This window comes from Deferrisoma sp. (assembly GCF_054681715.1).
Map to the genome: position 1 here is coordinate 1 of NZ_BAAHFQ010000166.1, position 5944 is coordinate 5944.

A 5944-nucleotide genomic window follows, 5' to 3' on the forward strand; every position below is an offset into this window, starting at 1 on the left:
CCCGCGAAGAGCTCGTAGAGCACCACGCCCAGGGAGTAGATGTCGCTCGCCGGGGTCACGGCCCGGCTGTCCACCCGTTGCTCGGGGGACATGTAGGCGAGCGTGCCCATGACGACCCCGGCCCCGGTGGCGTCGCCCTCGAGCGCCTCGTCGGCGAACTGGGCGATGCCGAAGTCGAGCACCCGGGCGTTGCCGTCCAGGTCCACCAGGATGTTCCCGGGCTTGATGTCGCGGTGCACCACCCCGTTCTTGTGGGCGTAGGCGAGCGCCTTGCACACCTGGGTCATGAGGTCGAGCCGGCGGTTCGCGTCGAGCCCCCCTTCCCGGATCCACCGGGCGAGGTCGGTGCCCTCCACGTACTCCATCACGAAAAACGGCCGGCCGTCCCGGGTGATGCCCCGGTCGATCACGTGGATGATGTTGGGGTGGGCGAGCCGCGCGATGATGTGCGACTCCCGCAGGAACCGCTCCCGGAGCTCCGGGTCCTCGGCCAGGTTCTTGGAGATCACCTTGATGGCCACGGGGCGGTCCAGGGACGCCTGGATCCCCTTGTACACCGTGGCCATGCCGCCCTGGCCGATACGGCCCGCGATCCGGTAGTTTCCGACCTCGCTCATCGCTCCCGCCGTGCGTGAAACCTGGGTGTTCTCACTGAACGGCACGCGGGCCCACAAACTCAAGCCGGTCCCCGCTTTCCTGGATTGCTGCGCCGCGGTATCATCCCCGGGCATCCCAAACGCCTTCGCGGAAAGGACGCCACCATGGCCCAACCCGAGCCTTCCGAGCGAATCCTGATCAAGAAGTACGCGAACCGCCGGCTCTACGACACCCACCACAGCCGGTACGTGAACCTCAAGCAGATCGCGGAGCTGGTAAAAGAGGGCCACACCGTGGAGGTGGTGGACGCCACCACGGGCGAGGACCTCACCAAGGTGATCCTCACCCAGATCATCCTGGAGGAGGAGAAGGACCGCCGCGACCTTTTGCCCGTGGGGTTCCTGCACCAGCTCATCCAGTACGGGGAGTCCGCCTACGAGGAGTTCCTCCAGAGCGTGTTCTCGGCCGGCATGGCGGCCTACCGGAACGCCCAGCAGCAGATGGAGGCGATGTGGCGCACCTGGATGGGCCCCTGGGCCACCCCGCCGACCCCGGATCAGGAGATCGAGACGCTGAAACGGCGCATCGCCGAGCTGGAGGAGCGGCTGGCCGACCGCGACCGCAAGGCGAAGCGGTAAAGGGCCCCGACGGCCCTCCATTCTCCATTCTCCATTCTCCATTCCCCGTTCCCGACTCCCCGCCTTCCCCCTTGACACGGCCCGCCGGACTGTGCAGGATTTCCTGCATCACAGCCCCATAAGCAGGAGTTCCTGCCGATGCGCACCCGCCCGCGTCCCCGGGACCGCGTGCTCGCCTTCGCCCAGGCCCACCCCCAGGAGGCCAGCTATCTGACGGCCCGGGAACTGGGGGAGCGGCTCGGGATCAGCGAGTCCACCGTGATCCGGGCCGTCCAGGCCGCCGGGTTCGAGGGATACCCCGAGTTCCAGCGCCGCCTCCGCCAGGGGCTCGTGGGCCGCCGCAGCGCGGCGGAGCGGCTGGCGATCCACGGCGACCCCCTCTCGCGCTCCTTTTCCCGCGACATCGAGAACCTCAAGGAAACCTGGGCCGCCATGCCCAAGGGGGCCTTCTGGCAGGCGGCCCATCTGCTGGCCGGGGCGCCCCGGGTGTGGGTGTTCGGGCTCCGCATGAGCCACGCCACCGCCGTGGTGCTCGAGCTGGGGCTGTCGTTCCTGGGCGTCAACGCCCGGCTCCTGGCCCCCCGCACGGCCGACGTGTGGGACCAGTTCGCCCGGGTCGCGGCCGGCGACGTGGTGGTGGCCGTGAGCTTCCCCCGGTACACCCGCATCGCGGTGGAGGGCACGGCCCTGGCCCGGCGCCAGGGGGCCACCGTGATCGCCATCACCGACGGCCCCGACTCCCCCCTGGCCCCCCACGCCCAGGTGGTGCTGCCCGCGGCCTACGGCATCGACGGGTACGTGGAGAGCTTCACGGCCTCGATCAGCCTGGCCCAGGCCCTGTTGCTCGCCGTGGGGGAGCTCCGGGGGGAGGAGGGCCGAAAGGCCCTGGAGGCCCGGGAGGCGATCTGGGCCGCCCAGCGGGTGTACTGGTCCCCCGACGACGAGGAACCGGCGATCCGCCCGGCCGGGGAGGCACGGGAAACCGGGTAACCGGCGCAGCCGAACCGAGGAGGAAGCCCCGTGGAACCGCTCATCATCACCGCGGCCATCACCGGAAGCCGCACCCCCCGGGAGAAATGCCCCCACATCCCGATCCTGCCCGAGGAGATCGCGGACTCGGCGGTCGAGGCCGTGCGGGCCGGGGCGGCCGTGGTGCACATCCACGTGCGCGACCCGGAAACCGGGCTCGGCACCCAGAACGAGGAACTCTACCGCCGGGTGCTCGGCCGGATCCGCGCCGCCGGGGTGGACCCGGTCGTCTGCCTCACGACGAGCGGCATCCCCGGCCGGAACCTGGTCTACGACGCCCGGTTCATCCCGCTGCGGTTCCGGCCGGAACTCGCGAGCTTCGACGCGGGAAGCCTCAACGTGGGCGACGGGGTGTTCCTGAACCCCCCGGAGTTCCTGCGGGATCTCGCCCGGCGCATGAGGGAGGCCGGCACCAAGCCCGAGCTCGAGATCTTCGACACGGGCATGATCGGCAACTGCCTGCGGCTCCGGGACGAGGGGCTCCTGGACCCGCCGCTCCATTTCCAGTTCGTGCTGGGGGCGCCCGGCGGGGCCCCGGCCACGCCCAAGGCGCTTCTGCACATGGTGGAGTCGATCCCGCCGGGGTCCACCTGGAGCTCCATCGGGGTGGGCCGGGGGCATCTGCCGATCATGCTCACCACCCTGGCCCTTGGCGGCCACGTGCGGGTGGGGCTCGAGGACAACATCTACTACCACCGGGAGGTGCTGGCCCGATCCAACGCCCAGCTCGTGGAGCGGGTGGTCCGGCTCGCCGCCGAGATCGGCCGGCCCGTGGCCACCCCCGACCAGGCCCGCGAGATCCTGTCCCTGGGGCGGCGCACGGCCGACCCCGCAGACTCCCCGTAGCGGAGGGGCATCATGGCGCTTGCAGCGGCAAAACCCGACCGTAATCCCGAGCAGCCGATCACCGCTTCCCCCGGACCCCCGGAACCCGCGCCCGCCCGGGAAGACCACGTGTTCTACCGCTCGCCCGGCAAGCGCTATCCCAAGGCGGTCAAGGCCGAGGGGGTGTGGATCTGGGACGAGACCGGCAAGCGCTACCTCGACGGCTCATCGGGGGCCTGCGTGGTGGCCATCGGCCACGGGGTGCCCGAGATCCGGGAGGCCGCGCTGGCCCAGTTCGACCGCATCGCCTTCGCCCACGGGTCCCAGTTCACCACCGAGGCGTGCCAGGAGATGGCGGCCCGGGTGGCCGCCCTCTCCTCCGACCCCGACCTCGACAAGGTGTATTTCGTGTCGGGCGGCTCCGAGGCCGTGGAGACCGCGGTCAAGATGGCCCGCCAGTACTGGCGCGAGCGGGGCATGCCCGAGCGCTACAAGGTGGTGAGCCGGTGGACGGCGTACCACGGCAACACGGCCGGGGCGCTCGCCCTGGGCGGCCACACGAGCCGCCGGGCCCCCTACATGCCGCTCATCCTCCACACCCCCCACATCGAGCCCTGCTACTGCTACCGGTGCCCGTTCCACCGCAGCCCGGCCACCTGCGAACTGGAGTGCGCGGAGGCCCTGGAACGGGCCGTGCGTTACGAGGGTCCGGACTCGATCGCGGCCTTCATCGCCGAGCCGGTGGTGGGGGCCACGGCCGGGGCCCTGGTGCCCCCGGCCGGGTACTGGCCCCGGATCCGGGAGATCTGCGACCGCTACGGGATCCTCCTGATCGCCGACGAGGTGATGACCGGCGTGGGCCGCACCGGCCGGCCCCTGGCCCTGGAGCGCTGGGGGGTGAGCGCCGACCTGGTGGTGCTGGCCAAGGGGCTCTCGTCGGGCTACGCGCCCATCGGCGCCGTGCTCGCCCACCGGAAGATCCACGACGCCATCCGCTCGGGCTCCGGCCGGTTCGTCCACGGCCACACCTACGGGCAGCATCCCGTGAGCATGGCCGTGGGAGCGGCCGTGCTCCGGTACATGGAGGAGCACGATCTGGTGGCCCGGTCCGACGCCATGGGCCGGGTGCTCCTAGCCCGGCTGCGCCAGGAACTGGGCCACCATCCCCACGTGGGGGACATCCGGGGGGTGGGGCTCTTCGTGGGGGTGGAGTTCGTGGCCGACCGGGAGACCCGCGAGCCCTTCCCGGCCGAACGCAAACTCGCCGAGCGCATCGGCGCCGAGGCGTTCCGGCGGGGACTCGTGACCTATCCGGGCAGCGGTTCGGTGGACGGCACCCGCGGCGACCACGTGCTCCTGTGCCCGCCGTTCGTGATCCGGGAGCACGAAATCGACATCCTGGTCTCGACCTTGACCGAGGCCGTGGAGAAGGTGACCGGCGTCCGGGCGGGCTGAGGGGTTGTGCTTCGGCAATCCTGGGCTACATTTGACAGCCCGCGGCCGTTTCGGGTAGATCAACCAAACCTTTGATCCGGGGAAATGGCCGTTTCGTTCCCGGGCCGCCTGGCCCACAGCCGCGAAGGAGGGATCACCATGAAGAAACTCGCCGTACTCGCCCTGGCCCTGGGGGTCTGCGCCCTTGGGGTGCCCGAAGCCTCGGCCAAGATGCGCTACGTCACCATCGGCACCGGCGGCGTGACCGGGGTGTACTATCCCACGGGCGGCGCCATCAGCAAGATGGTCAACAAGAAGCGCAAGGAGTACAACCTGCGGGTCACCGTGGAGTCCACGGCCGGGTCGGTGTTCAACGTGAACGCCATCATGAACGGCGACCTGGAGTTCGGCATCGTGCAGTCCGACCGGCAGTACCAGGCCTGGAACGGCCTGGCCGAGTGGGAGGGCAAGCCCCAGAAAAAACTCCGGGCCGTCTTTTCGATCCACCCCGAGTCGGTCACCCTGGTGGCGGCCGTGGACTCCGGGATCAAAACGATCTATGACCTCAAGGGCAAGGTCGTGAACATCGGCAACCCCGGTTCCGGCCAGCGCCAGAACTCCATCGACGCCCTCACGGCGGCCGGCATCGACTGGGAGAAGGACATCCGGGCCGAGGGCTTGAAGGCGGCCGAGGCCCCCGGCATGCTCCAGGACGGCCGGATCGACGCCTTCTTCTACACCGTGGGCCACCCCAGCGGGGCCATCAAGGAGGCCACGGCCGGCGCCCGCAAGGTTCGGTTCGTGGAGCTCCCGGCCGAGGTGGTGAAAAAGCTCACCGACAAGTACCCCTACTACGCGCCGTCCAAGATCCCGGTGGAGTTCTACCCCGGGGCCGAGAACAAGGAGGACGTGCCCACCTTCGGCGTGAAGGCCACCTTCTGCACCTCGATCGACGTGCCCGAGGACATCGTGTACGCGATCACCAAGGAGGTGTTCGACAATTTTGAGGAGTTCAAGAAACTCCACCCCGCCTACAAGGTGCTGACCAAGGAGAGCATGCTCCAGGGGCTGAGCGCGCCCCTGCACCCGGGCGCCGAGAAGTACTTCCGGGAGGTGGGCCTCCTGAAGTAGCCGGCCCCGCACCGGGGGAGGGTTCCGCACCCTCCCCCGATTTCCTGTTTCCGAAGCGATCCGGGCGGGCCCGCCAACGGCGGGACCCGCCCTCGTGTTCGAGCCCTTGGAGAGAAAGCCCCGGAGATCGTCATGGCCCAGACGCCCCCCGACGTGGAGATCCCCGACGAGAACCTGGCCCAGCGGCTCAAGGAGGAGGAGGAGCTGGGGCTCCGCCGGCCCCAGGGCTGGCAGCGGTGGCTCGTGCCGGCCATCGCGCTCACGTGGAGCCTGTTTCAGCTTTCCATCGC

6 protein-coding genes are annotated in these 5944 nt (G+C 70.0%); 5 read left to right on the forward strand and 1 reads right to left on the reverse strand.

Translation table 11 applies throughout. The features are described from left to right. The coding region (locus ACY0I8_RS15435; protein WP_461395447.1) for a serine/threonine-protein kinase at window positions 1-617 on the reverse strand (617 nt) is incomplete at its 3' end. Between the two features lie 144 nt (window positions 618-761). On the opposite strand from ACY0I8_RS15435, the gene ACY0I8_RS15440 reads away from it, so the two are divergent. The 5 genes from ACY0I8_RS15440 (at window position 762) to ACY0I8_RS15460 (ending at window position 5654) form a co-directional block, all read left to right on the forward strand. Then, window positions 762-1235, forward strand: a complete 474-nt coding sequence (locus ACY0I8_RS15440) for a polyhydroxyalkanoate synthesis regulator DNA-binding domain-containing protein (protein ID WP_461395448.1) — start codon at window positions 762-764, stop codon at window positions 1233-1235. Between the two features lie 138 nt (window positions 1236-1373). Continuing rightward, window positions 1374-2225 carry a MurR/RpiR family transcriptional regulator gene (locus tag ACY0I8_RS15445; protein ID WP_461395449.1) on the forward strand — a complete coding sequence of 284 codons (852 nt, stop codon included), beginning with the start codon at window positions 1374-1376 and terminating at the stop codon, window positions 2223-2225. A 30-nt stretch (window positions 2226-2255) separates the two neighbouring features. Next, the gene (locus ACY0I8_RS15450) at window positions 2256-3110 is read left to right on the forward strand and encodes a beta-keto acid cleavage family enzyme (protein ID WP_461395450.1); all 855 of its coding nucleotides are present in this window, start codon (window positions 2256-2258) and stop codon (window positions 3108-3110) included. A 12-nt stretch (window positions 3111-3122) separates the two neighbouring features. Continuing rightward, window positions 3123-4544: an aspartate aminotransferase family protein gene (locus ACY0I8_RS15455; protein WP_461395451.1), complete on the forward strand. Its 1422-nt coding sequence runs from the start codon at window positions 3123-3125 to the stop codon at window positions 4542-4544. A 138-nt stretch (window positions 4545-4682) separates the two neighbouring features. Continuing rightward, window positions 4683-5654 carry a TAXI family TRAP transporter solute-binding subunit gene (locus tag ACY0I8_RS15460; RefSeq protein ID WP_461395452.1) on the forward strand — a complete coding sequence of 324 codons (972 nt, stop codon included), beginning with the start codon at window positions 4683-4685 and terminating at the stop codon, window positions 5652-5654. Window positions 5655-5944 lie beyond the last annotated feature (290 nt).